Origin of the sequence: Rhodococcus sp. 06-418-5 (assembly GCF_002258285.1) — a bacterium.
Lineage (GTDB): Bacteria > Actinomycetota > Actinomycetes > Mycobacteriales > Mycobacteriaceae > Rhodococcoides.
This window is the reverse complement of record NZ_NOYE01000009.1, coordinates 116,111-140,626: the sequence shown is the minus strand read 5'-3', so window position 1 is coordinate 140,626 and position 24,516 is coordinate 116,111. Positions and strand designations below refer to the sequence as shown.

Annotated in this window: 21 protein-coding genes and 1 tRNA gene; 12 read left to right on the top strand and 10 right to left on the bottom strand. The window is 65.0% G+C overall.

The window, feature by feature from the left end:
• Window positions 1-209: 209 nt before the first annotated feature.
• Window positions 210-1,070, bottom strand: coding sequence for a class I SAM-dependent methyltransferase (locus CH274_RS04535; protein WP_143546527.1), 861 nt, complete (start codon window positions 1,068-1,070; stop codon window positions 210-212).
• 63 nt (window positions 1,071-1,133) lie between these two features.
• On the opposite strand from CH274_RS04535, the gene CH274_RS04530 reads away from it, so the two are divergent.
• Both CH274_RS04530 and CH274_RS04525 read left to right on the top strand, forming a co-directional pair.
• Entirely contained in the window at window positions 1,134-1,946 is an 813-nt protein-coding gene (locus tag CH274_RS04530; RefSeq protein WP_179272988.1) for a class I SAM-dependent methyltransferase, read from the top strand.
• Window positions 1,937-2,929 carry a phytanoyl-CoA dioxygenase family protein gene (locus CH274_RS04525; protein ID WP_094656891.1) on the top strand — a complete coding sequence of 331 codons (993 nt, stop codon included), beginning with the start codon at window positions 1,937-1,939 and terminating at the stop codon, window positions 2,927-2,929. The genes CH274_RS04530 and CH274_RS04525 overlap by 10 nt, the downstream gene beginning before the upstream one ends.
• A 5-nt stretch (window positions 2,930-2,934) precedes the next feature.
• On the opposite strand, the gene CH274_RS29080 is transcribed toward CH274_RS04525, so the two are convergent.
• Complete coding sequence (locus CH274_RS29080; RefSeq protein ID WP_179275643.1) at window positions 2,935-3,225, bottom strand: hypothetical protein; 291 nt, start codon at window positions 3,223-3,225, stop codon at window positions 2,935-2,937.
• An 85-nt stretch (window positions 3,226-3,310) separates the two neighbouring features.
• Here CH274_RS29080 and CH274_RS04520 point away from each other — a divergent pair, with 85 nt between their 5' ends.
• Window positions 3,311-4,597 carry an esterase/lipase family protein gene (locus CH274_RS04520; RefSeq protein ID WP_179275642.1) on the top strand — a complete coding sequence of 429 codons (1,287 nt, stop codon included), beginning with the start codon at window positions 3,311-3,313 and terminating at the stop codon, window positions 4,595-4,597.
• A 14-nt stretch (window positions 4,598-4,611) separates the two neighbouring features.
• Here CH274_RS04520 and cynS read toward each other — a convergent pair whose 3' ends face one another.
• Window positions 4,612-5,061, bottom strand: coding sequence for a cyanase (cynS, locus tag CH274_RS04515; protein WP_045196854.1), 450 nt, complete (start codon window positions 5,059-5,061; stop codon window positions 4,612-4,614).
• 169 nt (window positions 5,062-5,230) lie between these two features.
• Between cynS and CH274_RS04510 the strand changes: the two genes are divergently transcribed.
• Both CH274_RS04510 and CH274_RS04500 read left to right on the top strand, forming a co-directional pair.
• Window positions 5,231-6,145, top strand: a complete 915-nt coding sequence (locus tag CH274_RS04510) for an aldo/keto reductase (RefSeq protein ID WP_094656889.1) — start codon at window positions 5,231-5,233, stop codon at window positions 6,143-6,145.
• Between the two features lie 273 nt (window positions 6,146-6,418).
• The gene (locus CH274_RS04500; RefSeq protein ID WP_094656887.1) at window positions 6,419-7,399 is read left to right on the top strand and encodes a DUF368 domain-containing protein; all 981 of its coding nucleotides are present in this window, start codon (window positions 6,419-6,421) and stop codon (window positions 7,397-7,399) included.
• Window positions 7,400-7,556: 157 nt separating this feature from the next.
• Here CH274_RS04500 and CH274_RS29075 read toward each other — a convergent pair.
• Both CH274_RS29075 and CH274_RS04495 read right to left on the bottom strand, forming a co-directional pair.
• Window positions 7,557-7,649: transfer RNA gene (locus CH274_RS29075), tRNA-Ser, on the bottom strand.
• Between the two features lie 65 nt (window positions 7,650-7,714).
• Entirely contained in the window at window positions 7,715-8,464 is a 750-nt protein-coding gene (locus CH274_RS04495; protein ID WP_094630348.1) for a FadR/GntR family transcriptional regulator, read from the bottom strand.
• 114 nt (window positions 8,465-8,578) lie between these two features.
• Here CH274_RS04495 and CH274_RS04490 point away from each other — a divergent pair, with 114 nt between their 5' ends.
• The 4 genes from CH274_RS04490 to CH274_RS04475 are packed head-to-tail and all read left to right on the top strand — an operon-like array spanning window position 8,579 to window position 13,250.
• Window positions 8,579-10,210, top strand: coding sequence for an AMP-binding protein (locus CH274_RS04490; protein WP_094656886.1), 1,632 nt, complete (start codon window positions 8,579-8,581; stop codon window positions 10,208-10,210).
• A 41-nt stretch (window positions 10,211-10,251) separates the two neighbouring features.
• The gene (locus tag CH274_RS04485) at window positions 10,252-11,001 is read left to right on the top strand and encodes an enoyl-CoA hydratase-related protein (protein WP_094656885.1); all 750 of its coding nucleotides are present in this window, start codon (window positions 10,252-10,254) and stop codon (window positions 10,999-11,001) included.
• A complete protein-coding gene (locus CH274_RS04480; RefSeq protein WP_094630345.1) occupies window positions 10,998-12,188 on the top strand; it encodes an acyl-CoA dehydrogenase family protein in 1,191 nt (396 codons plus the stop codon). Before CH274_RS04485 ends, CH274_RS04480 begins: the two co-directional genes overlap by 4 nt.
• 9 nt (window positions 12,189-12,197) lie before the next feature.
• Window positions 12,198-13,250 carry an acyl-CoA dehydrogenase family protein gene (locus CH274_RS04475; protein ID WP_094656884.1) on the top strand — a complete coding sequence of 351 codons (1,053 nt, stop codon included), beginning with the start codon at window positions 12,198-12,200 and terminating at the stop codon, window positions 13,248-13,250.
• A 17-nt stretch (window positions 13,251-13,267) separates the two neighbouring features.
• Here the strand turns inward: CH274_RS04475 and CH274_RS04470 are convergent, their stop codons facing one another.
• Window positions 13,268-16,651: a pyruvate carboxylase gene (locus CH274_RS04470; protein WP_094656883.1), complete on the bottom strand. Its 3,384-nt coding sequence runs from the start codon at window positions 16,649-16,651 to the stop codon at window positions 13,268-13,270.
• 230 nt (window positions 16,652-16,881) lie between these two features.
• Here CH274_RS04470 and CH274_RS04465 point away from each other — a divergent pair, with 230 nt between their 5' ends.
• The 3 genes from CH274_RS04465 to CH274_RS04455 all read left to right on the top strand — a co-directional run bounded on the left by CH274_RS04465 (window position 16,882) and on the right by CH274_RS04455 (window position 20,409).
• Complete coding sequence (locus tag CH274_RS04465) at window positions 16,882-18,621, top strand: PEP-utilizing enzyme (protein ID WP_094630342.1); 1,740 nt, start codon at window positions 16,882-16,884, stop codon at window positions 18,619-18,621.
• Complete coding sequence (locus CH274_RS04460; protein WP_094630341.1) at window positions 18,618-19,562, top strand: TIGR03619 family F420-dependent LLM class oxidoreductase; 945 nt, start codon at window positions 18,618-18,620, stop codon at window positions 19,560-19,562. Before CH274_RS04465 ends, CH274_RS04460 begins: the two co-directional genes overlap by 4 nt.
• A gap of 79 nt (window positions 19,563-19,641) precedes the next feature.
• The gene (locus CH274_RS04455; RefSeq protein WP_094630636.1) at window positions 19,642-20,409 is read left to right on the top strand and encodes an SDR family NAD(P)-dependent oxidoreductase; all 768 of its coding nucleotides are present in this window, start codon (window positions 19,642-19,644) and stop codon (window positions 20,407-20,409) included.
• Here the strand turns inward: CH274_RS04455 and CH274_RS04450 are convergent.
• Genes CH274_RS04450 through CH274_RS04435 form a run of 4 tightly spaced genes read right to left on the bottom strand, consistent with a single transcriptional unit; the run spans window position 20,406 to window position 24,512 of the window.
• Window positions 20,406-21,452: a zinc-dependent alcohol dehydrogenase gene (locus CH274_RS04450; RefSeq protein ID WP_094656882.1), complete on the bottom strand. Its 1,047-nt coding sequence runs from the start codon at window positions 21,450-21,452 to the stop codon at window positions 20,406-20,408. The two genes, CH274_RS04455 and CH274_RS04450, sit on opposite strands and share 4 nt — an antisense overlap.
• A 38-nt stretch (window positions 21,453-21,490) precedes the next feature.
• The gene (locus tag CH274_RS04445; protein ID WP_256993484.1) at window positions 21,491-22,333 is read right to left on the bottom strand and encodes a sugar phosphate isomerase/epimerase family protein; all 843 of its coding nucleotides are present in this window, start codon (window positions 22,331-22,333) and stop codon (window positions 21,491-21,493) included.
• A gap of 6 nt (window positions 22,334-22,339) precedes the next feature.
• A complete protein-coding gene (locus tag CH274_RS04440; protein WP_179275641.1) occupies window positions 22,340-23,464 on the bottom strand; it encodes a sugar ABC transporter substrate-binding protein in 1,125 nt (374 codons plus the stop codon).
• A 19-nt stretch (window positions 23,465-23,483) separates the two neighbouring features.
• Window positions 23,484-24,512: an ABC transporter permease gene (locus CH274_RS04435; protein WP_256993483.1), complete on the bottom strand. Its 1,029-nt coding sequence runs from the start codon at window positions 24,510-24,512 to the stop codon at window positions 23,484-23,486.
• Between the last annotated feature and the right edge of the window lie 4 nt (window positions 24,513-24,516).

Genomic DNA, 24,516 nt, shown 5'->3' with positions numbered 1-24,516 from the left:
ATCGGCACCAAACAGGAACGGCACCGTTCTCAGTTCACCATGCAACTAGGAACGTCTTCGTGTCAATATGTCACCGGAGATTTGCGCCTCCGGTGGCAATTCCCCCCGTTCGCGCGCTGTGGGTCAAGACGAGGGGCGACTTTCCTGGCCCGCGGAGCTCATTCGCGGCGAAGGGCCGCACATTGTCGGCGCAGATCCTGCGTGACCGGTCAACGACGGGTTGCGGCGAACACGTCGACCGGGTGCGGCACCCGACGTCTGCCGTCGGTGCCCGGCACCGAGACCGCGTCGAGATAGGCCCGCACGGTGCCGTACAACTCGGGAGTCAGCCGGGCCTGCACTGCGAAGTCGAGTACCTCGTCGCCGGCAGAGGCGAGGTCTACCAACGCGTCCAGAGTGGCCACGTCGTCCACTGCGATCCCGCCGTCGACGAAGGCTTTCTCGACGTCGGCACTGAACCACTGCCGGTGGCCCTCCAGCGGCGGGGCGAGAACGCCCACCAGAGCGTTGAGCGCAGCCGACGGTGCAACGGCCACCCACAGCTCACCGCCGGGCCGCAGCAGGTCGAGAGCGCTTCGCAGCGTCGCCCCCACGTCGGCGACGTAGTACATCGAGTGCACGAACAACACGACGTCGAAAGTCTCGTCGACCGGGGCGTCGCCGAAGGACGCGACGTGCGCATCGACGCTGAGCTCGGCGGTCGTCAGCGCGGCCATCCTGGCGGTGAACAACTCCACACTCCCGGGCCAGGGGTCGATGCCCACGTACCGCACCGGTTCGCCGGACAGCCGCTGTACCAGACCGGCGGCGAGCCGGACGTCGAGCGACCCGTCACCGCAGCCCACCGACAGCACCGAAATCGGTCCATCCCCCATCGCTGCCAGCCGGGCGGCGAGGTGCTCGGCGATCAGACCGCGCTGGTCGGACAGTCGCTCGAAAGCGGCGTGGTCTCGGGCGTAGGAGTCGGGCGCGAGACCGGGCAGAGGCCCGGAGTCACGCCGCAGGGCGCGTAACGCGTCGAGGAACCCGGCTGCAGCGTCGCTCGACGGATACGGAGCTATGTTGGACACCACATCGAGTGAACCACGACGCACCCGGGAATGCGTTGCGGTTGGCTTCCCGAGAGGAGTGCCATGAGCAACGGAGACACGGCCGAGCGCAGTCTCGAGCACTGGAGCGAGGCCGGCCGCACGGGCATGGAGGCCTTCTACGCCCTGGCCACGGAGGACTACCACCAACTGGCACTGGCCGCCGACTGGCCCGCCCTGCTCGCCGAGCACAGCCGCGACGGCTGGTCGCTGCTCGACGTGGCCTGCGGCAGCGGCAAGTTCCCCACCGCTCTACGCCGCTACACCGATCTGTCGACGGTGCCAGAGTTGGCCTACGACCTGCTCGACCCGTCTGCGTTCTCGGTGGCCGAGGCTCGCGGAGCCCTCGGCACACCGTTCGTGCCTCGAGACGACCTGGTGATGACCCTGCAGGACCTGCCCGCGGATCGGACCGGGTACGACATCGTGTGGGCCACCCACGCGCTGTACGCCCTTCCGCCCACAGAATTGGATGCCGCAGCCGAACGATTCGTGGCTGCTCTGGCCCCCGGCGGCCTCGGTTTGGTCGCGCAGGCCACGGCGAGCTCCCACTACCTGGCGTTCTACGACGCCTTCCGGGCAGGCGTGCGTGATGCGACCCCGTACACGACGGCCGAGCAGGTGCGCGACGCGCTGATCCGAGCCGGCGCGGATGTGCGCGACCAGCGCGTCACGTACACCACCGGGACATCCGATCGTGTTGTCGCCGAGGGCTTTCTGCAGCGCTGTGCCTTCGACGACTCCGTGTCGCTGGAGGAGATGGAGGCTGCACCGGTGCTGGGCGACTACCTCGCCTCCTGCCGCGACGAGTCGGGTTCTTACACCTTCTCGCACGAGGCGGCCCTGCTGTGGCTCTGAACGAACCTGCGGCTCCGACGAACGAACGGCTTCCCCAGCAGAATCGCGATGGCGGTATCGACCAGGACTGGGCAGGCGACGATCAGGACTGGTGGGATTGGTACGTCACTCTGGCTGCCAACGACCAGGTGCCCGCCGAGTTGGTCGACGGGCCGGGCCTGCCGGACGTCGACGCAGCGTCCGACGAGCAGGTCGCGCATGAGCTTGCCGAGCCGTACGACCTCGCCCCGGCCGCAGTCGAGTCCTTCGCCCGGGAGGCCTTCGTTCGGCTGCCCGCCGTGTTCTCCCCTGCCGTGGTACGACGCCTCGCCGAGCGCCTCGAGGAGCTACTGCGCGCCGAGCACGGCGAGAACGTCGCCGGTCGGTTCACCGCACTGGAGCAGATGTGGCTCCACGACGACCTGATGCGTGCCGTGGCACTCTCGCCCCGGATCGGCGGCCTGGCCGCGGCCTTGCTGGACGAACCGGCCGTGCGGCTCTACCACGACAACGCGCTGTCCAAGGAGCCCGGCTGTGGACGCACGCCCTGGCATCACGACGCGGAGCATTTCCCACTGCAGACCGTCCAGGCGGTCACCGCGTGGATGCCGATGTCGGCCATCCCCGGCCGAATGGGTCCGCTGTCGTTCGCCCGCGGCCGCGAGGTACTGAACGAGGTTGCCGACCTGGAGTTCGACAAGGTCGGCACCTCGTACGACGAGGCCGTCGCCCATCGCTTCGTCGAGCGCGGCGTTGCCGTGGAGTCCGAGCCGTTCTCGGTAGGAGACGTGTCGTTCCATTCCGCGCTGTGCTTCCACACCGCGGGGCCGAACCTGACGACCCAGCCGCGCCGCGCTTTGGCCACCACCTACTTTGCCGACGGGGCTCGGGTTGTCGAGTCGCCCACGCTGATCAGCGGCACCTGGCGCGAATTCTTACCAGGCGTGGAGCCCGGTGGCCTCGCGGCCTCGGAACTGAACCCGGTGGTGGGTCGCCGAGACTGAACCGGTCACGGGCAGATGAACCCATCGTCCACCATCAGACACCGCTTGGGGTTGGTGGGGATTCTGCCCTCGAACGCTTCGCCGATACTGAGTGCACCGTCACCGTTGCTGTCGAGCCCCGGAGACAGGGACGCTGGCAACAGCGGTGCATCGAGCACTTCATCGACCGTGACCGCACCGTCGTTGTTCGGATCGAAGGCAGGAGCGGCCGACGCTACCCCCGGCACGACGAACAGCCCTGCAACCGTCAATGCCGCGATCGTTGCCGCTTTCAGCGGAAGTCGTCCAACCGTCATCGGCTCTCTCCTGTTCGAGGGGAAATACCGGACAATAGTGGCACGGCGGCCGGGTGGTGTCCTAGAAAACCGACGACCCATTCGAGTGAACATACGTACATTGGAAACGGTGGGGGCGAAAACTCAGCGCACACAAGAGTTGGGCGAACTCGCAGAAATCGCGATTCGCGAGCTGGCGTCGGCCGCGGGTGGTGTTCGCGCAGTTCACTCGGCCATTGCACGACGCACATTTGCCGCTGTGCGGCTCGGCGTCGGTCCCGCGGTTCTACCGACACAGCTGATGCACGACGCGATCGCCGCCGGAACCTACGCGTCCATCACAGCCGCCTGCACCGGCGCAGCCAAGGCTGTCGGAGCCTTTTCCGGCGGCGACGAAGCGACGGAGGACGACCATCGCCCGTCGCCGTCCCACACTGTCTTCGGTGCCCAGACCATCGCCGTCCTGCACGGTCTCATCGGCGACGACATGGAGCGCAGTTCCCGGGTCCTCGCCTACCCGATGTCGATACGTGTCGACGGACGCCCGGTAGTTCCCAAGTACCGCGCTCTGGCCACGGCGTTTCCCGACGCGGGAGCGTACCTCGTGGTGTTCCTGCACGGGCTCGTCGAGACCGAATCGGCATGGCGGCTCGGTGGGCGACCCACGTACGGGCAGCGCCTGGACTCCGAAGCCGGAACAACCTCGATCTTTCTGCGCTACAACACCGGCCGTCGAATTGCCACGAACGGTGCCGACCTGTCGGACCTGCTGGAACAGCTCGTGCCGGCCTGGCCCGTCAGGGTTCACCGCATCACCCTGGTCGGTCATTCCATGGGCGGGCTGGTCTCGCGCAGCGCCGCACACCACGCTGCGGAGAACGGCCGCCGATGGGTGGAGCTGTTGACGGACGTATTCACCCTGGGGACACCACATCTGGGTGCGCCGCTTGCGCGCGGCGTTCACGTCGCCACGGCAGCGCTGGCGATAGCGCCCGAGACCCGTCCGTTCGCGAACCTGTTGGCGCGTCGAAGCGCAGGAGTCCGCGACCTGATTCACGGATCGATCACCGAGGACGAGGGACATGCCAGCTACGCCGACGGATTCGACGTCGGAGCGGCCGCGGACATCTCGGTTCCGGAGGGGGTGCGGCATCATCACGCGTCCGCCGTCATCACAGGAAACCCGCGACACCCGATCGGAATCTTCGTGGGCGACGGCCTGGTCCGTACGGACAGCGCCGGAGGGCGGAACAAGCTGCGTGACATAGGACTTCGTCCGGACGACGGTCTGGCGATCAACAGCGCACACCACTTCACCCTCCTCAACGACGAGAGAGTGTACGAATGGATGCGACGCGCACTGGTCGGCCCATCTTCCGAATCGTCCCCCTGACTGTCGATTTCGGCCTACTCGGTCCATCGATAGTCGAGGAACTTCCCGTCGAACGTCACCACGACCCGATCTCCGTCATCGTGCGGTCGTCGTTCGATGTTCATCGTGAAGTTGATGGCGCTCATGATGCCGTCGCCGAATTCCTCGGCGATCAGTTCTTTGAGCGCAGGGCCGTACACCTGCAGCGCCTCGTGGAATCGGTAGACCGTGGGGTCCGAGGAGATGTCCAGCGACCCACGATAGGGAGCCAGGGTCAGCTCGAACAACGAACCGTCGGGCATGCCCAGTTTTTCGGCGAGCAGGTCGGCCTGGGCGAGGCTGAGGGGATGCTGTCCGTAGAGTGCCGACACCGTCCATGCCACCGGCATGTCGATGGCCTCGGCCACAGCGGCCCAACTCAATCCGGCTCGAGCTCGTGCAAGCCGAATCTCGCCGATCAATGGCTTACCTGAAAAATCGGTCAACAGATCTCTCCTTCGTGGCCGTACTGCAGGCGCACACCGAGTGCGCCCCGAGTTCACAGTCTCAGCTCGATGATCCTGCCTCGCAACATCTGGTATCGATCACGCGAGCGCGGTCCGATCGCAGATATGGTGGTTGTTTCCGCCACGGCACAACGAAAGTACTGACGACATGACCCGACTCGGTCTCGGCCTTGCCGCCCTCGGACGCCCCGAGTACCTGACGGTCGGGCACTCCGATGCCGTCGACGGGCGATTCGATCCGGCAGCCCTCGAGCAGCTGTGCCACGCAGTACTCGACGCCGCATGGGACAGCGGAATCAGACACTTCGACGTCGCGCGCTCCTACGGCTTTGCCGAGCGCTTCCTCGGCAGCTGGTTGTCGCGACACCCTTCTCGGCGAGACGAGCTGGTGATCGGCTCCAAATGGGGATACGCGTACGTCGCCGATTTCCAGCGGGGTGCCGAGGTGCACGAGGTGAAAGAGCACTCGGTTGCCCGCTTGGCCGAGCAGTGGCCGCAGACTCTGCGCGACCTCGGCGGTGCACCGGACCACTACCTGATCCACAGCGTCACCCCGGACAGTCCAGCCCTGAGCGACACTGCCCTGCTCGACGACCTACGTGCCCTAGCCGAGAGTGGTACCCGAATCGGCATCAGCACCAGCGGGCCACATCAAGCCGACGTGGTGCATGCAGCGCTGGAGATCGGGGTGTTCAGCTCGGTGCAGTCGACGTGGAACCCCCTCGAGCCGTCCGTCGGCCCGGCGTTGGCACGAGCACACGAAGCCGGCTGGTTCGTCGTCGTCAAAGAGGCCATGGCCAACGGCCGACTGGTGGCCGAAGATTCTGCACTCGCCCGCGTCGCGGACTCCGCCGGAATCGGCCGCGACGCACTGGCGCTGGCACGTGCACTCGCCCAACCCTGGGCCGATGTCGTGCTCTCCGGCGCGGCCACTGCGGCACAACTCGAGCAGAATGTCGCTGCTCTGTCGATCGACCGCGAACTGATCGCAGCGAGCGATCCGGATCTTGCCGAGTCGCCGGAAATTTACTGGGACAACCGCTCTCGACTGGACTGGACGTGATCGGTTCTGGCACGAGCTGATCTTCCGCTGAATACTCGGATCCACGCCGATGTTCGCGGAGGCCGTCTCTGTGACCGACCACCTCGGATCGGCTCCTCCGTTTCGGATACCCGACTCCGATCGGCGTCGGGTTCACAAGAACGGGGAGCTGATTCGTGACGGCGGTATGGGGAGGGCGGATCGAACCGTCGACCGCTCGCTCACGGGTGCGATCACACCCGAGCTTGTCGAGCCGGTGTCGAGCAGTATTGCGGCGTTTGGGACGATTCGGGCATGACGACGAACCGGCAGACGCCCTCCGAACATGGTGACAAGGAGCAGGATCGACCCGGACTCGATGAGGTTGTCAGGGGGCGGCCGCCGGCGACGGAATTGGCGGCCAACGTCGTTCGCGGCGGTCTGATCGGTCTGGCGGAAACGGTTCCCGGGGTCTCCGGCGGCACGGTCGCCCTGGTCACCGGCATCTACACCAGGGCCATCGCGTCGGCGAAGCATCTGACGGACATCCCCAAGGCCGTGCTCACACGGTCCGACGTACGCGCCGAGATCCGTCAGGTCGATTGGTGGCTGCTCGTCACGGTCGGCGTCGGCATGCTGTTGATGGTGTTCTCGGTGGCAGGGATCATGGCGGATTTCGTCACGGATCAGCCCGTCTACTCCAAGGCACTGTTCATGGGCATGATCGCGATGTCGGTGGCGATCCCGTTCATGGAGATCAGTCGTGGAGCTTTCCCCACCATCAGGTCCCGACTGTCCGCCGTGGTTCTGTTCGTCGTTCTCGCTGTCGCGGTCGTCGTTCTCACGTCGCTACCCGGGGTCGAGGCGTCGAATCCGTCGTTGATTCTGGTGTTCTTCGCCGCGACGATCGCAATATGTGCGCTCGTGCTGCCAGGTGTATCTGGCTCGTTCTTTTTGCTGGTCATCGGCCTGTATGCGCCGACGCTCACGGCCGTCGACGAGCGGAACCTGACGTACCTGGCCGTGTTCGCCCTGGGTGCTCTGGTGGGGTTGGTCAGCTTCGTTCGAGTGCTCGAACGGTTGCTGGCGAACTACCACGACCTGGCGATGGTCGCCGCTGCCGGCCTGCTGTTGGGGTCCTTGCGTGCACTGTGGCCGTGGCAGGGCGAGAACAGAGAACTACTGGCCGTCGGCAACGAATGGCCCGCCGCCGTGGGCCTCTTCGCCGTCGGAGTTGCGGTCGTGGCTGTGGTCGCCATCGTTCAGCATCGACTGGCAACCACGCGTACGCCTTGACCGAAACGGCGGACGTAGCCGGCAATCCACGCCCCTCGTCGGAATCCACACCTCCTACAAGCACCGTGAATTCCCACGAGGGCCGCATATGCGCGCGAGCCGTCCGCACCGGCCACCACAGACAAAAACTCCGACCCCAGCAGCGGGATCGGAGCAGTGGAGCCTCCCAACGGGATCGAACCGTTGACCGCTCGCTCACAAGTATGTTGCGAGACAACCAGATACGTCCGAATGGAACCACCACAGAGGCTCTGACCTGTGCCGATCATCCAGGCGGGGAGCACCCGAATTCACTCTCGCACAGCCTGTCTCTGATCACATCTGCCACCGGACCGGCCTGGAAATGATCTCGGACAGCCGGCGGCGGTAGTACTTTGCGGTCTCCTGGACGAATGCGCTCATGGTGGCGGCGGCGGCGTCCTCGTCGCGGGCTCGCATCGCGTCGAGCACGTCCTGCTGCATCTCGATCGCGGCCAGTCGCGTGGCGATGGGATGCTCGTTCGGCTCCGCGTCCCGCACCAGCAGCCACAGAGTCTCCATGACGATGTTCAGGACCGGGTTACCGGCGGCGTCGTACACGCTGCGCTGAAAGGCCGAATTGTTGTCCTGGAAGTTGCCGTAGTCGCCCGGGTCTTCGCGCATTCGATCCAGAGCGGTCTGCATAACCTCGACCTGCTCATCGGTGATGTTTGCCGCGGCTTCCCGCGCCACGATCGGTTCGAGCATCAGCCTGGCGTCGATGACGTCGCTGATGTTGGCTCCGTCGATCTGGAGGAAGAGCTTCATTGTGTTGCCGAGCGATTCGAGCTGAGGGCGCTTCGCTACCGGCCCACCGCCGATGCCCGACTTGATGGTTACCAGGTCACGGCTTTCGAGGAGTCGAAGCGCCTCGCGGACGGTGGTCCGTGCTACGCCGTGCTCTGCCACCATGTCCTTCTCGGTCGGCAGCCGCTGTCCCTCGATGATGCCGCCGGTCAGGATCTGGTCGGCAATGAGGTTAGCGATCTTCGCGGACATCTTGGGTGCCCGCACGCGCGGGACGATCTCGCCGTCAGTGGTCACCATGAGATAACCATAGCGTCGGGGCTGTGTGATCTACGTTAAACCTATACATAGTTTGCGCGATTGGTTACTGTAGTTGTTGTCAGAAAAGTATCGACCGAACGGTAGGGAGTAGCGATGTTGCCGACAAGGCCGCCGAGCGCCGACCTCGCACACTCGTACCGAACCGACGGGCATTGGAGCGACCGACCGATCGGGCACTACCTCACCCGCGCTGCTCGTATGTACCCGGACGCCGTCGCCGTGGTCGACGGCAAGCGCCGAGCCACGTTTGCCGAGATCGATCGAGATGCGACCAGAGTGGCCGCCGCCCTGCACAACCGCGGCGTCACGTCCGACGACGTCGTGTCGTTCCAGCTCCCGAACTGCATCGAGGCAGTCGTCGTCTTTCAGGCCGTCATGAAGCTGGGTGCGGTCGCCAACCCCATCGTGCCCATCTACAGGTCTCGCGAGCTCCGCTTCATTCTCGGACAGTCACGAGCAAAGGTCGCTTTCGTCCCTGCCGAATTGCGCGGGGTCGACGTGGCCGCCATGTATCGCAATCTGGCCGACGATCTGCCGGACCTGGAACTCGTCGTATCCTTGGCGGAGTGGGATGATCTGCTGGACCGAGTCACGGACGAGATGATCTCGGACTTACGTTCGCGCACAGCACCTTCCGCAGACGATATCTGCCTGTTGCTCTACACATCCGGCACTACCGCCGACCCCAAGGGTGCCCTCCACAGCCATAACACCCTGGTCTATGAGAACTCGTCGATGATCGACTGGTTCGGACTCAACGAGACCGACGTGATCTTCAATCCGTCGCCGGTCACCCACGTCACGGGCGTCAATTGCGCCCTGATTCTGCCGTTTCTTCTCGGTACATCCGTTGTCCTACAACAAACGTGGGATCCTGCTATCGCGCTCCGCCGTATCGTCGACGAACACTGCAGCTTCATGATCTTCTCGACGCCGTTCCTGCGCGGACTACTCGACGAATCCGAATCCGGACAGGTACCGACACCGTCGATCAGGTACATCGTATGCGGCGGAGCCGACGTGCCCGACGCACTCACCGCGGCGACCACGACTCGCCTCGGCACCGTGGTGCGCATGTACGGTGCCACCGAGGGCCCCTCCGTCACCACTGCGGATCGATGGGACTCCTCGGCCGTGCGTCAGAAATCCGACGGACGCCCCATCGCACCTACCGAGGTGATCGTGTCGGACGGAGCGAACGGCGTCGGCGAAATACTGTGGCGCGGACCGGATACGTTTCTCGGCTATCTCGACCCCACCCTCAACGACGACGCCTTCACCCCCGATGGCTTCTTCAAGACCGGTGACCTCGGCCGCTTCGACAGCGACGGTGCCATTCACGTTGTGGGGAGAATCAAGGACATCATCAACCGTTCCGGGGAGAAGATCAGTGCCCATGACGTCGAGAACCACCTCGGTGCTCACCCGTCCGTAATCGAGGTCGCCGTAGTCGCGGGACCCGATTCCCAAACGGGAGAGCGGGGTTGCGCGTTCGTCGTCACTCGCGATCACCGAGACCTCACCCTGGACGAGGTCCACCGATTCCTCCTCGACCGCGACATAGCCGTACAGAAGATTCCCGAAAGCATCTTCGTGGTGGACTCGCTACCCAAGACCGCGAGCGGCAAGGTGCAGAAGTTCGCACTGCGCAGCTGGACCCGCGATCGCACCGCAGTACCGGCGCAGATGGCGGCGATGATCTTCGCCGCGTCACACGAGAAATAGAGGTTCCCTTGTCATTACAGCCTGCTGGAATCGACCACGTCGTGGTCACCGAGCCCGAGCCCGGTATCGCACTCGTCGAGTTGGCCCGCGGCAAGGTCAACGCGATCGACACCCAGATGTACCGGGAGATCGCCACCGTCTTCGAGGCACTGTCGGACAACCAGGACGTCCGCGTGGTGGTCCTGACCGGGCGGGGCCGAATCTTCTGTGCAGGAAACGATCTGGGCAGCTTCCGCGTCATGGACGCGACCAGCGGCGAGGTCGAGATGCGCGAAGTGCGCCGGTCGATCTTCGCGGTCCTGGACTGCTCGCTGCCGGTGATCGGGGCGATCAACGGGCCTTGCCTCGGAAGCGGATTCGGCCTGACGTCGGTATGCGACCTCGTGGTAGCGTCCGAGCGGGCCACGTTCGGTCTGCCCGAGATGGGCGTCGGCGTGCTCGGCGGCGGGCGATTCACCGCCCGGATGCTGCCGCAACAGGCCATGCGGCGGATGTTCTTCACCGCCGAGGCCGTCGATGCGGAGACGTTGCGCGCGTGGGGCGCTCCCATCGAAGTCGTCGATCACGACGTCCTGCTCGACACAGCGATGACACGCGCACGAACTATTGCGGCGAAGAGCCGCTACGCCCTGACCTTGGCGAAGCAATCGCTGAACGGGTGCGAGAGCATGGACCTCAAACGCGGGTACGAGCTCGAGCAGTCCTACACCCTTCGCCTGTCCGAACACCCGGATTCCAAGATCGCGGTCGAGGCGCGCATCGCCGAGATGGCGGGGGGAACGAAGTCATGACGATCGACGTTCAGGCATTCGCCGAGAAGTCCGAGGCCTGGCTCGCGGAGAACCTCGAACCCAGGACGAACTCCACGATGTCCGACCCCAACTACGCGATCTTCCACAATCGCAGTCACGACGAAGAACGCGAGCTGATCGACGCTGCGGCACACTGGCAGAGCCGCCGCGTCGATGCCGGGTTCGGGGCGATCACCTGGGCACCCGAATGGGGCGGACCGGGTCTCACCGCGAGCCACGAGCGCGCGTACGTCGGGATCGAACGGCAGTACAACGCACCGGAGCGACACGAGACCGTACTCGTGACAGTCGAATTGGTGGCACCTACCATCCACGCTCTGGGTTCCCCCGAACAGAAGAAGACATTCGTCGAACCCTTCCTGAGGGCCGATGAGCTCTGCTGCCAATTGTTCTCCGAACCCGGAGCAGGCTCCGACCTGGCCGGATTGTCGACCAAGGCAGTCAAGTCCGACGGCGGCTGGCGCGTGAACGGTCAAAAAGTGTGGAGTTCGGGAGCGCAGTTCTCCAAGTGGGGCCTGCTCATCGCCCGCACCGACACCACCGTCCCGAAACACCGCGGCATGACGGCGTTCATGATGCCCATGGACGCACCCGGGGTCGACATCAGACCTATTCGCCAAATGTCCGGCGGGTCGACGTTCAACGAGGTGTTTCTCGTCGACGTCGAGTTGCCCGACTCGTCGAGGCTCGGTGCCGAGGGCGACGGCTGGACAGTCGCGCTGACCACACTCGGTTTCGAGCGGAGTTCGAGCGCCGGGATCGTCAGCGCCGGCGGGAACGGCGCTGATCTGGTCCGGCTGGCCAAGAGCCTCGGCATTTCGGACGATCCGCTCGTCCGGCAACAGCTGGCCGAAGTTGCTGTCTACGAAAGAGCGTCGGCACTCATGGTCGCCCGGTACGCCGAGCGTGAATTGGCCGGAGCTGTTCCCGGAGTGGAGGGTTCGATCGGCAAACTGGTGTGGACCCAGAATCTCAAACGCATCGGCGACGCCGCAGCGACATTCCTCGGGCCCAAGATCCTGGCGGACACCGGTGCACCCGACACTTTCGCGTGGACCGAACATCTCCTCGGTGCCCCCGGATATCGGATCGCCGGCGGTTCGGACGAGATCCAGCGCAACATCATCGGCGAACGCGGGCTCGGCTTGCCTCGCGAACCACGATAGGAGCATGCCATGACACTCGAACTGACCGTCGAGCAACGCGATCTACAGGCCGGCCTCCGTTCGTCCTTGGCCAGAACGAAGATAGGCGAGGACGTCCGGCCTGCACTGGTCGAGATGGGTCTCACGGAAATCCCGTTCCCGGAAAGATTCGGCGGTGCCGGCTTCACGCTGAAGGACGCAGCAGTGGTGATGACCGAGCTGGGTCGTTCGCTCGGCAGGGCCCCCTATCTGTCTTCGGTCGTCCTAGCAGGCTTCGGTCTCCTCCACGCAGGGTCCGAACGGGCTTGCTCGCAGAATCTTCCGACGATTGCCGACGGTACCCGGACGGCCACACTGGTGGCCCCGTTCCCCTTCGCAGCGTCCTCCATCGAGGCTACGGCGGGCAGCGACGGCACCCTCGTCCTCAACGGCGTTCGAGAAGCCGTGGTGGACGGAGCCGATGCGGATCTGCTGATCGTCGTAGCCAAGGGTCCGAACGGTACCGAGCTGGCGGTGATCGAGGGTGGCGCTGACGGAGTCACCCGAACACCGAGTGAGGCACTGGATTTCACCAGGGGCCTCGCACGGGTCGAGTTTTTCGGCGCGGTCGCTCACCGGGCGACGAGTGACGACATCGGTGCCGGCCTCGGAAAGGCGCAGGCGGCCGCCATCACAGCTCTCGCAGCCGAACAGGTCGGATCGGCGCGAGCATGCCTGGACATGTCGGTGGAGTACGCAAAAACCCGTCAGCAGTTCGGACGGGCCATCGGGTCGTTCCAAGCGATCAAGCATCGCCTCACGGACATGCTCATCGCGACCGAACTGGCCGAGGCGGCGGTGCTCGATGCAGCCGGGGCCGACGCGCGCAGCACAAGCGAGTTCGTCGCCGCCGCCGCGACTGCCCGTGTGCTCGCGTCCCGAGCGGCCACCTTCGCCGCCGAAGAATCAATTCAGATCCACGGCGGAATCGGCTTCACCTGGGAACACCCACTGCACCACTACTTTCGGCGGGCAAAGACCAGTGAGTTGCTGTTCGGTGTCACCAGCGTGCACGCCGAGACGATCGCCGCTGCCCTGATCTGAGTCAGGGCGGCGGGCGGTTACGCCAGCACCAGCAGAAGATCGCCGCCGTCGACCTGAGAGGTACGGCCGATCGGAACGCGGGTGACCATACCTGCCCTGGTCGCGGTGATCGTCGCTTCCATCTTCATGGCCTCGATCGACCCGACCGATTCACCTTGCGCGACCACGTCGCCCTCTTTGACCGACAGCGTGACGACACCGCTGAACGGTGCGGGTATGTGCCCGGGATCGGTGCTATCGGCCTTCTCGGCAGACCGGGCGGTGGTTTCGATGCTCCGGTCGCGAATCCTCACCGGACGCAGCTGGCCGTTGAGGATGCACAGAACGTTGCGGACTCCTTCGACGTCGGGGTCCGATACCGCCTCGAGCCCGATCAGCAGTTCGACGCCCTGCTCGAGCCGAACTCGGTGCTCCTCTCCCTGCCGCAATCCGTAGAAGTACTGATTGGTCGACAATTGCGAGGTGTCGCCATAGTCCTTGCGGTGCTGCTCGAACTCGCGGGCGGGCGTTGGAAAAAGCAAACGATTCAGCGTGGTTCGGCGTTCGTGGCCGGGCGCGGACAGATTCTTCTCGTCCGCCTCGGTCAACGCAGTGGCGGCGCACGCTTCCGCCCGGCCGGTCAATGCCCGACTTCGAAGCGGTTCCGGCCATCCGCCCGCCGGTTCGCCGAGATCACCGCGGAGGAAGTCGACGACCGACCCTGGAATGTCGTAACTCGATGGGTCGTCGGCGAATTCGGCGGCCGTCGCGTCCGCACCGACCAGCGCCAGCGCGAGGTCGCCCACCACCTTCGACGACGGCGTGACCTTGACGAGTCGGCCCAACACCCGATCCGCCCCCGCGTAGGCAGCCTCGATGTCCTCGAAACGGTGCGCGAGCCCCAGCGCGGACGCCTGCTGGCGCAGATTGGAGAGCTGACCGCCCGGGATCTCGTGGGTGTAGACGCGCCCGGTGGGCGACGGGAGGCCTGACTCGAACGGCGCGTACGTGGAACGCACTGCTGCCCAATATGGTTCGAGGTCGCAGACCGCCGCGAGATCGAGTCCGGTGGCACGGTCGGTGTTGTCTGTTGCAGCGACGATCGCCGACAACGCGGGCTGACTCGTCGTCCCGGCCAGGGCTGCACTCGCCCCGTCGACGGCATCGACGCCGGCTTGCCACGCGGCGTAGTACGTCGCGAGTTGGCCGCCGGGGGTGTCATGGGTGTGCAAGTGCACGGGAAGGTCGAAGCGAGACCGCAGCGCGGCGACCAGAGTCGCTGCGGCGGGCGGTCGCAGCAGGCCCGCCATATCCTTGATGGCCAGGACATGGGCACCCGCGTCGACGATCCGGTCGGCCAGGCGCAGGTAGTAGTCGAGGTCGTAAAGGGTTTCGTTCGGATCGGCCAGATTGCCGGTGTAGGACATCGCCACCTCCGCGACAGCGGTCCCGGTGTCGCGGACTGCGTCGATGGCAGGCTTCATCTGATCGACGTTGTTCAGAGCGTCGAAGATTCGGAAGATGTCGACTCCGGTGTCGGTGGCTTCCTGCACGAAGGCGTGCGTGACGCGGTCGGGGTACGCCGTGTAGCCGACGGTGTTTCGGCCGCGCAGAAGCATCTGTAGACAGATATTGGGCATCTCCGCGCGTAGGGCGGCGAGTCGTTCCCACGGATCCTCGTGCAGAAACCGAAGCGCAACATCGTAGGTCGCGCCACCCCAGGCCTCGATCGAGAACAGCTGCGGGGTGAGGCGCGCAACGTGGGGTGCCACCGCGACGAGGTCGCGGGTGCGCACCCTGGTGGCCAGCAGGGACTGGTGCGCGTCGCGGAAAGTGGTGTCGGAAACGGCGAGTGCGGTCGCAGATCGCAGCTCGGCCGCGAAACCGGTCGGCCCGAGAGCGATCAGCCGGTCCCTCGAGCCGGTGGGAGGCGCGACTCGGGTGTCGACGTACGGAAGCTTGTCGATCGCGTAGACCGGCGACGGTCGCTCGCCGTGCGGGCGGTTGACGGTGACGTCGGCCAAGTACTGCAGGATGCGCGTGCCACGGTCGGCAGAGGTGTTCTGCGTCAACAGTTCCGGATGCTCCTCGATGAAGGTCGTGGTGACTTTCCACGCGAGGAAGTCCGGGTTGTCCAGCACCGCCTGCAGGAACGGGATGTTCGTCGCCACACCGCGTACCCGGAATTCGGCGATCGCCCGTCGTGATCTCGCGGAAGCGGTGGCGAAATCACGCCCGCGGCAGGTCAATTTGACGAGCATCGAATCGAAGTGCGACCCGATCTCCGACCCCACGCCGACATTGCCGTCGAGGCGCACACCCGACCCTCCAGGGGTGCGGTAGGCGGTGACGCGCCCGGTGTCCGGACGGAAGCCGTCGGTCGGGTCCTCGGTGGTGATGCGGCACTGCATGGCGAAGCCGTGGATCACGATGGAATCTTGGCTCAATCCCAGATCGGCCAGGCTTTCACCGGACGCGATGCGCAGTTGCGAGCCCACCAGATCCACGTCGGTGATTTCCTCGGTCACCGTATGTTCGACCTGAATTCTCGGATTCATCTCTATGAACACGTAGTTTCCAAGCGCGTCGAGCAGGAATTCGACCGTACCCGCACAGGTGTAACCGATGTGCCGGGCAAACCTGACCGCGTCTGCGCAGATTCGTTCTCGCAGTAAGGGATCGAGCCCGGGAGCCGGGGCGACCTCGACTACCTTCTGATGCCTCCTCTGCAGTGAGCAGTCACGCTCGAACAGGTGAATGACCTCACCCGTCGCGTCGCCGAGAATCTGCACCTCGACGTGCCGGGGGTCGACGACCGCCTGTTCGAGAAAGACGGTCCCGTCGCCGAACGCGGTCCTCGCCTCGCGAGATGCGGCTTCGATGGCGTCGCGTAGTTCCTCCGGTGCGACCACCCTGCGCATGCCGCGGCCGCCACCGCCGGCAATCGCCTTGACGAAAATCGGAAACGACATCGTTTCGGCTGCCGCGATCAACACGTCCGGATCCTCGGACGGAGCCGACGATGCGAGAACCGGAAGCCCTGCCGCGGCGGCTGCGGCAACAGCGCGCGACTTGTCTCCGGTGAGCTCGAGGATCTCGGCGGACGGGCCGACGAACGTGATACCGGCGGCCTTGCACGCTGCGGCCAAGTTGGCGTTCTCCGACAGGAAACCGTACCCCGGGTACACCGCATCGGCACCGGATTTCTTTGCGGCCGAGATGATCTCGTCGACCGAGAGGTAGGCGCGGACCGGGTGACCCGGCTCGCCGATCTGATAGGACTCGAACGCCTTGGCCCGGTGCGCAGAGTTGCGGTCTTCATACGGATAGACGGCAACGGTGGAAGCGCCCAGTTCGACCGCCGCACGGAACGCGCGGACGGCAATCTCTCCGCGATTTGCAACGAGGACTTTTGCGAACATGATGTTCCTCCCGGGTAGGGGCCGGCGGCATGCCGACTGACGGGGTATGGGCCGAGTCTCCCACAAAACCAGGCTTCTTACTAGATTGATAGTAAAGTTAGTAGTGTGGACCGTTCTCCAGAACAAGCTTCTCAAACTGCTGCGCAATATCTCTGTGCATGTTTCCATTGACCCACTGTTTCTATAGTGTGACTTGAAATACAGTCCACGCCACGGATGAGGAGGACTCGATGAGCAGCGACCAGAATTCCGACAGCTGGATCACCGATTGGGAGTTCAGCGAGCGGTACCCGGTCTACACACGGGCGAACGCCGGTGAGGTTCTGCCCGACCCGTCGAGTCCGCTCAACGTGACCCTCGTATGGAACAAGGGCCTGAACATCGGTTGGCGTGAAGGCTACGTCGAGCACCTCGGGACTCATCTCGCGTCCGAGATCGACGAAGGGATGCCGGAGATCATCGGCAACTTCGGTGGGTACCACTACACGAACTTCTCGATGACAGAACTCAACGGTGCCCGACTTCCCGGACTGACCGTTCCGGTCTGGAACAGCCTGTGGGTCGGCGATCATCCGGACATCCCCGAGTACGTCGAGAAGCCCGGCCACCAGAACGCCGAACTCACCGCGGGCCTGGCAGAGAAGACCGCGTGGTCACTGACCACCGACACATTCCCCGAGGCCGAAGAAGCCAAGCACCGTGCCGATCTCGCGCGCGCGAATCGCCCCGATGTCACGGCCATGAGCGACCAGGAGCTCGTCGATCACGCCCGCTCCTTCGTTCCGGACCTGATCTTCTGCTACGCCTATCACCCCGTCACCACTACCCTGTCGACGATGGGGCCGGCCGTCGCAGGCGCGCTGCTCGAATCCATCGGCGAAGCAGACAAGCTCGGCGATCTCCTCAGCGGCCTCGGCGGAGTCGACTCCGCGGAGCCCTCCTACGCACTGTGGAACATGGGCCGCCTCGTCGCCGGGTCTGCAGAACTGACCGCACTCTTCGACGACGGCCTCGCCACGTTGCTCGAGGCCGTCGACGCGAGCGGCACCCCCGACGCGAAACAGTTTCGAACGGACTTCGACGAGTTCCTCTACAAGTACGGGTCGCGCGCGCCGAACGAATGGGACATCCGCTCGGACAGTTGGGAATCCAAGCCGGTCCTGGCGCTGCTCGCAGTCAACGGCATGCGGATGAGCCCCGTGGAGAACGACCCTGAGCTCATCCGAGAGCGTAACCAGGCCAAGCGCATCGCGCTCACCGCCGAACTCGCCGCCAAGATGCCCGACGACGCCACTCGGCAGAGCTTTCTCGACGCTGCCAAATCCATCACGAAATTCATGCCGTGGCGTGAACGAACCAAGACCGCATGCGTGAAGGTCATGGGCGAAATGCGGACTGCGCTCTACGAACTGGGCCATCGCATGGTGGATCGGGGAGTGATGGGCGACCACCACGACGTCACCATGCTGCTCGACGACGAGCTCGACGCGTTCGTGGCGGACCCCGAGTCGTTCGAGAACACCATTGCGGACAGACGTGAGCAATACCTGGCGCTGTTCGACCTCGAACCACCTTTCTTCCTGTTCGAGAAGCTCCCGTTGTCGCAGTGGCCCAGGCGGACCGAGCACAAGGCACAGATCGCGGCGCCTGGCGACGCGCTGTCCGGTGTGGCCGGTGCACCGGGGGTGAGCCGTGGCCGAGCCCGGATTCTGCACGATCCCTACGAGGTCGGCGATCTGGCCGAAGGCGACATCATCGTTGCGCCGCAGACCGATCCGGCCTGGACGCCACTGTTCGTCTTCGCCGGCGGTGTGGTGGTCAACGTCGGTGCCACTATCACTCACTCGTCGATAGTCTGCCGCGAGCTCGGCATCCCCTGTGCCGTGTCGGTGCAGGACGCCACGTCCAGGATCCCCGACGGAGCGATGATCGAGGTCGACGGCAACACCGGAACGGTGACCGTCCTGTGAGCCTACGTATCGGATTGAGCCTCCCCCAGCTCGGGGAACATGTCGACGTCGGTGCGGTGCGCGAGTTCGCCACTTCGGCCGAGGAACTCGGGTTCGCAAGCCTGTGGGTCCAGGAACACCTGTTCTATCCGGAAGTGAACGAATCAATCTACGGAGGTCGCCACACCACCAGCGTCCACCCGGCCTACCGCTCGGTGCTCGGGGCCACGGAACTCATGGCCTACGTGGCAGCCTGCACTCGGACGGTCACGATCGGCAGCAGCATCCTGGTCGCTGGCTACCATCGTCCCATCGAACTGGCGCAGCGACTTTCGACTCTGGACATCCTTTCCGGCGGACGGCTCGTCGCGGGTCTCGGTGCCGGCTGGTCCGACGAGGAACACACCCAGATGGACGTCGATCCGCGTACCCGTGGTCGACGAATGAGTGAACTCGTGCACGCCGTTCAGGCGTGCTGGGGTCCTGATCCCGTACGGTTCGACGGCGAATTCTTCACCATCCCCCGCTCCGTCGTTCGGCCCAAACCAATACAGCAGCCGCACCCGCCGCTCCTGTCCGGACTGCGGTCCACCACCGGATTAGCAAGGACCGCAGCCCTTTTCGACATCTGGAACCCCAGCAGCGGTACATCGGCAGCGCTGCTCGACCAGCTCGACACGATGGCCGAAATGCGCCCGGCCGGTATGGATCCCGTTCGACTTTTCCTGCGATCCTATCTGCAGCGACCGACCGATGCCGTCGGCTCGGCCGGTCAAGGCATCGAGGGTGTCGAGAAGGACATCCGGACCGCGATCGCCGCCGGCGCGGAGCAGTTGATCGTCGAGGTCAACTTCTGGGACGACATGCGATCACCCGCCGATTGGGCTGCGGCACCGGCACGGCTGGCCACCCTGCTCGAAACCGCCGCAGAACTGACCACGCCGAAAGCGAGTGCACTATGACAGCCCAGCGTTCGGCGGCGCCGGCCGGTCGTCGACCGTCGAGAGGGACACCGGGCCCGTTGCCGCTGGAGCAGGTGTCGTGACCGCCGGTCTCGTGGCGGTCGTGACCGGCGCAGCGTCCGGAATCGGCCGTGCCACGGTCGAGATCATTCTCGAACGCGGTGGGTCGGTGGTCGCCTTCGACACCACCTCGAATTCACTGGACTGGTTGGCGGGCAACGACAATGCGGTCGCCTTCGTCGGCGACGTCACCCACGCCGACGACAACCGCGCCGCCGTCGAGCAGGCCGAGCTTTCGTTCGGCCGACTCGATGCCCTGGTGCTCAACGCCGGAGTTCCGGCATCGGGCTCGATCGAGACACTCGACATGAACGTCTTCGACCGGTCGATCGACGTGAACCTTCGGGCGATCGCACTCGGTGTGCGCGAGGCGATTGCGGCGTTCCGCCGCGCCGGCGGTGGCTCGGTCGTCATCACTGCGTCGGCAACCGCGTTGGGCGGAGAGCCCAACCGGTGGCCGTACGCCGCAGCGAAAGCGGGTGCGGTGAACATGGCGAGGTCGTTCGCCCTCGACCTCGCGAATGACGGTATTCGCGTGAACGCCGTCTGCCCAGGTCCGATCAGTACCGGAATGACCAAGCGCATCGAAGAGAACACACCCGATCGCTACGAATCGCTCAAAGGCATGGTGCCCCTGCACCGTTGGGGCACCGCCCGCGAAGTAGGCGAGGTCATCGCATTCCTCGCCTCGCCGCTCGCGTCTTTCGTCACCGGGGTGGCGATCCCAGTCGACGGCGGCGCCACCTGCGGCAGCGGCCAGACCGTCCCCGTTCCCGCCGGCCCCTAGCGGTTCGGGTCCACCAGCACCTTGGCGTGGGTGCTGGTACCGCTGTCGAGTTCGTCGAACATATCGACCAACTCACCCAGCCCGATCGTCCCGGTGTGCAAAGACTTCACGTCGATCCGGCCCTCGGCGATCAGCGTCATCGTCCCCTTGAAGTCTTCGTGCGAGTACGCCAGCGAACCGATGACCGTCAGTTCTCGTGACTGCCAGTCCCCGTAGCTCACCGACGAGTCCGTTCCGGGATAGCCGAGCAGCGCCAACGTTCCACCCCGCCTGACCAACTCCGCCGAGGGCTGGAACAGCGCGGCGACGCCGGTGCACTCGAACAGCACGTCGGCACCGAGACCATCGGTGACGTCGTTCAGTAGAGCAGCGAGGTCCCCGGGCTCCACCACGTCGGCGAAGCCCAGATTGCTGGCCGCCGAACGACGTGCGGGTGACGGTTCGCTGACCAGCACTCGCCCGGCACCGGCGGTGCGCGCATGCTGAGCAGTCAGCAAGCCGATCGGTCCTGCACCCTGGACCACGACGATCGAGCCGAGCGTGATGGCCGCTCGCTTGACGGCATGGAACGTCACGGTGGCCGGCTCCATCAACGCGGCCTCTTCGTCGGACAGTGCGTCCAGCACCGGAATCGCCCGCCGTGCGGACACTTTCAGCGTGGTAGCAAAACCACCGTGGGCCGGTGCATCGTCGGTGATTCCGTTGGCCTCCGCAAACGCGAGATCGCAGTTGGCCGCGTGCCCGGCGCGGCACTGAGCGCACGCCCCGCATGCCGGCCCGACACCCGCGACCACACGCTGCCCGACACGCACCGTCGTCACCTCGGCACCCACCGCACTGATCGTGCCCGTCCATTCATGTCCGAACACCGCAGGCGGCAATGCTGCCGACGCGTATCCGTGCGTGTCGGTCGCGCAGATGCCGCAGTACCGAATGTCGACGACCACCCCGTTAGGGGCCGGTGTCACGGTGTCCTCGACGACGGTCTCCGCTTCCCTGGGGGCGACGATGTGGACGAACTTGTTCTCGACTGCAGTTGTCATGTCAGCGTTCACTTTCCGGTCGACACAAACTTTGTTGCTCATGAGTACAGTTTCTCATTGGTGTGCACAAGCTCGTCGAGCACCGTCCACGTTGCCCGGCCGAGTTCGGCGATCCACCCGCCCGGATCGGTGACGCTTCGGGCCGAGGGTGCCTCCACACTGACTGCGGCCGACGCCGGGAGTGCTCGCAGGAGTTCGACGAGCGGAAGGGCACCCGTGCCCGGAGCCAGACGGTGGGTTCGGGCCTCGGTGATGGCCGCGTTCGGATCCACCGACGCGGCTGCCGACACCGCGTCGCACAGCTGGCAGTACGGCAGCAGATCCTCTGCGACGGCGGTGATGTCGGAGACCTCGGAACCCGCACGCGCCCAGTGCAACGCATCGACGAGTACGCCGGCCCGGCCGGCCACAGCCTCGACGAATGCTGCGGCCGCCGTCACGTCCCGCACCGACGAGAAGATCATCGGTTCCAGACAGGCGCGAAGTCCGTAGTCGCCGGACAGTTCCGCGAGTTCCGCGAAGTTGCTCTCGGCGCGACCCCGATCGTCGTCGAGCACCGTGACGAGTAGATAGTCCGCGCCGAGTTCCGCGCCGGCTTCGAGCACCGCCGACCAATCACCACGCGAGCTCCCGGGGTGCAGTTTCACCACTTCGACGTCGAGCACGCGCATCCCGTTGTCCGCCAGGGCGGACTTGGTGTCGCGCAGCAGCGCGGACCCGGCGGGGAGCTGAAATCCCCTGTCCTGCCCGGTCTGCGCCGCACGGACACCCACTGCGTTGAACCCGCCCATGGCGGCGAACTCGACGAACTGCGGAGGCGGTACCTCGATCGCGGACAGGGACGACAACGACACGATGCGCTCGGCTGCCGCGAGGATCATGCGAATCTACTTCTTCCAGAGCGTCTTGAACTGATCCTGGTAGTCGGCGACACCCACGTAGTAACCGGTCTCCTCGTCGAGCACCGCCGTGTCGATGTTGTCTTTGTTCAGCAACTGAGTCGGCATGAACGCCGCGTCCGCTTCGGCCACATCGTCGCCGTTGAACTGGCGGGCCAACGTGTCGAGCACACGCCATCCGAGAATCTGGACCGGGAAACCTACCCACACACTGTTGTCGCCGTCCTTCAGCGACTGTAGGTTGTCCGGCGTCGGCGTCTGACCGGCGAACGTGATCTGATCCTGCAGGCTCGCTCCGCGTAGTGCCGCATCGACACCGAGGACGAGGTCGCCGAAGGAAAAGACCGCGTAGTTGATGGTCGGGTCACGCTGGAGCGTGCTGACAACGCTCTGCGGGGTCTTGGTTCCGAGATCGGTGACCTGCTGGTTGACGAGCTGGACCTTGCAGTCCGGGCACTGACTTTCCAACTGCGCGGTGAAAGCATCGGTGAAGACGTTGAGGATGGAGTAGTCGGTGATCGAAAAGATCGCGACATTGGCCTCACCGTTGCTGTCCGCGACCACCTGACTGGCCACCATCTTGCCCCACTCCTGCACCTGCGCATCGCCGTCGAGCGCGGTGGAGATGACACCGGGAACCGGTTCTCCTGCAATGCTGTCCGCAACCACCGGAATGCCCGCGGCCTCGGCGGAGGCGATCTGCTTCGACAGCATCGTCAACGGTGTGCCGGAGATGTGGATGGCGTCCGGCTTCAGGGCGATGGCCTGATCCATGGCCTTGGGTGCCGCTTCGGCGTCGGTGCCCATCAGAACACGCTGGTATCGCCACCCGAGTACGTCGGCCGCCTCCTGAATGGCGTCGTTCTTGGCGCTGGAGATCGGTTGGGGCGTCTCGATACTGATGACGTACTTGCCCTCCTCCGGCGCCTTGCTCAACGGTGTGGTCAGCACGAGATCGGTAGGCGCGGCCTCGTACTGATCGGCGAAAGCCTGCGCACCGGCGACGTCTGCGGCCTCGCCGGTGGTCGTGTCGTCCGAGTTGCTGCAGCCGGTCAGGACCAGGCTTGCAGCAGCAATGCCGGCCAAAGCCTTTGTCCAGGTGTTGGTTTTCACGTGAGTTCCTTTCGGAGAACTAGTTGCGGCGAGCGGTCCGCGCAGCGAGCGCGACGGCGACGATGAGGGCGAGTCCGTTGAAGAGGTCGTTGACGAAGCTGGGTGCGCCGGCCAGTTGCAGGCCCTTCACACCGGTGGCGAGGAGATAGATGGCGATGAGCGTGCCGAGCACGTTGACGCGGCCGGCGCGGATCTGGGTGGAGCCCAGGAATACGGCGGAGAAGGCGGGAAGCAGGTACGACGGCCCGATGTCGGGCGCGGCGGTGCCCAGCTTGGCCGCCAAAACCACTCCGGTGAGCGCAGCGATCGTCGCCGATGTCATCAAGGCACCGAACATGATTCGTTCGACACGCAGGCCGGCGAGTCGCGCTGCCTGACGATTGCCGCCGGTGGCGTACAGGTAACGGCCCAACGGAGTCTTTTCGAGCAGAACGTACATCACCGCGGCGACGGCGATCATGTAGAAGAACGGCAGCGGCAGGCCGAGGAAGGGCTTGCTGCCCATGTCGAGGAAGCCATCGGTGAAACCCTCGGTGATCTGCTTTCCGTCGGTCACCCAGTAGGTTCCGGCCAGCAGGATGCTCGACATACCCAGCGTCGCAATGAACGAGTCGACGTGCAATTTGACCACGACGAAGCCGTTGACGGCACCGATCAGCGCACCGCACAGCAGGGTGGTGACGATGGCGACAGGCGTACTGATGCCCTGGGAGAGTTGGTAGGACACCATCGCGACCGAGAACCCCATGACGCCGGCGATGGAAAGGTCGAACACGCCCGCGGCCAACGGCACGATGAGGCCGATGGCCAAGATGGCGGTGATCGCCTGATCGCCGGCGACGATGCGGAAGTTGCCCTGGGTCATGAAGGTGTCGGGGATCCAGATCGCGAACAGCACGATGATGGCGACCCACACATACAGACCGCTGAAGCGATCGAGTCCGAGTGAGAACGTGCGCCCCTTCGTTCGGGCACTTGCGCGGTCGCTTCCGCCTGATGGTGGGCTCGCAGGCGCGGCCGCCGCTTCTTCGTGGGATTGGGTTGTCATGGTG

Bases quoted from the DNA above. Each gene is read 5' to 3' on its own strand.
- CH274_RS04530 (WP_179272988.1), top strand. From the start codon at position 1,134: ATGAGCAACGGAGACACGGCCGAGCGCAGTCTCGAGCACTGGAGCGAG.
- CH274_RS29080 (WP_179275643.1), bottom strand. From the start codon at position 3,225: ATGACGGTTGGACGACTTCCGCTGAAAGCGGCAACGATCGCGGCATTG.
- CH274_RS04500 (WP_094656887.1), top strand. From the start codon at position 6,419: ATGACGACGAACCGGCAGACGCCCTCCGAACATGGTGACAAGGAGCAG.
- CH274_RS04435 (WP_256993483.1), bottom strand. From the start codon at position 24,512: ATGACAACCCAATCCCACGAAGAAGCGGCGGCCGCGCCTGCGAGCCCA.
- CH274_RS04510 (WP_094656889.1), top strand. From the start codon at position 5,231: ATGACCCGACTCGGTCTCGGCCTTGCCGCCCTCGGACGCCCCGAGTAC.
- CH274_RS04495 (WP_094630348.1), bottom strand. From the start codon at position 8,464: ATGGTGACCACTGACGGCGAGATCGTCCCGCGCGTGCGGGCACCCAAG.
- CH274_RS04470 (WP_094656883.1), bottom strand. From the start codon at position 16,651: ATGTTCGCAAAAGTCCTCGTTGCAAATCGCGGAGAGATTGCCGTCCGC.
- CH274_RS04465 (WP_094630342.1), top strand. From the start codon at position 16,882: ATGAGCAGCGACCAGAATTCCGACAGCTGGATCACCGATTGGGAGTTC.
- CH274_RS04445 (WP_256993484.1), bottom strand. From the start codon at position 22,333: ATGATCCTCGCGGCAGCCGAGCGCATCGTGTCGTTGTCGTCCCTGTCC.
- CH274_RS04490 (WP_094656886.1), top strand. From the start codon at position 8,579: ATGTTGCCGACAAGGCCGCCGAGCGCCGACCTCGCACACTCGTACCGA.
- CH274_RS04480 (WP_094630345.1), top strand. From the start codon at position 10,998: ATGACGATCGACGTTCAGGCATTCGCCGAGAAGTCCGAGGCCTGGCTC.
- CH274_RS04450 (WP_094656882.1), bottom strand. From the start codon at position 21,452: ATGACAACTGCAGTCGAGAACAAGTTCGTCCACATCGTCGCCCCCAGG.
- CH274_RS04475 (WP_094656884.1), top strand. From the start codon at position 12,198: ATGACACTCGAACTGACCGTCGAGCAACGCGATCTACAGGCCGGCCTC.